Source organism: Vibrio sp. R-1 (genome assembly GCF_035615595.1).
In the GTDB taxonomy this organism is placed as follows: Bacteria; Pseudomonadota; Gammaproteobacteria; order Enterobacterales; family Vibrionaceae; genus Vibrio; species Vibrio cholerae.
The window spans coordinates 1-493 of record NZ_WPDC01000305.1; the positions used below are offsets into that span (position 1 = coordinate 1).

The following is a 493-nucleotide window of genomic DNA, read 5'->3' on the forward strand; positions in this document are numbered from 1 at the left end:
AATTTCTCCATGACAAAGTTGCACAGCTTTTGACCGCGGACTTCTATGGTTTGCTCTTGTGTAACCTTGAACCCAAATCTCTCATAAAACGGACGAGCTGTAATACTCACCTCAGAGTAAAACCTAGTAATTCCTTGTAACTTACCCATTCTGAGTACATGTTCCATTAACTGTCGTCCGACTCCTCGACCTTGATGTTCATGGTGACAAAAGAAATGATCAATTAATCCATTTTCTTGAAGATCACTATAACCAACAATTTTTCCATCAATTTCAGCCACAAAAGGTGACAGCAAGTTCATTTTTCGTTGCCAAATCTCTGAAGAAAAATCATCTGGAGCCCATGCTTCAACTTGGGCTTGCGAATAATCACGTAAGTTCACATTACGAACCGTATGATAAAAAATAGCCCATAAATCATGCGCATCTGATTCTTGATACATTCTAATTTCGATCATGCTGATATTTACCACCATTCAGCTAACGCCCGCCT

Annotated in this window: 1 protein-coding gene; it reads right to left on the reverse strand. The window is 39.4% G+C overall.

Annotated features, from left to right (window positions below; genetic code table 11):
• On the reverse strand, nucleotides 1–458 hold a 458-nt coding region (locus GOU96_RS18250), incomplete at its 3' end, for a GNAT family N-acetyltransferase (protein ID WP_324702119.1).
• Between the last annotated feature and the right edge of the window lie 35 nt (nucleotides 459–493).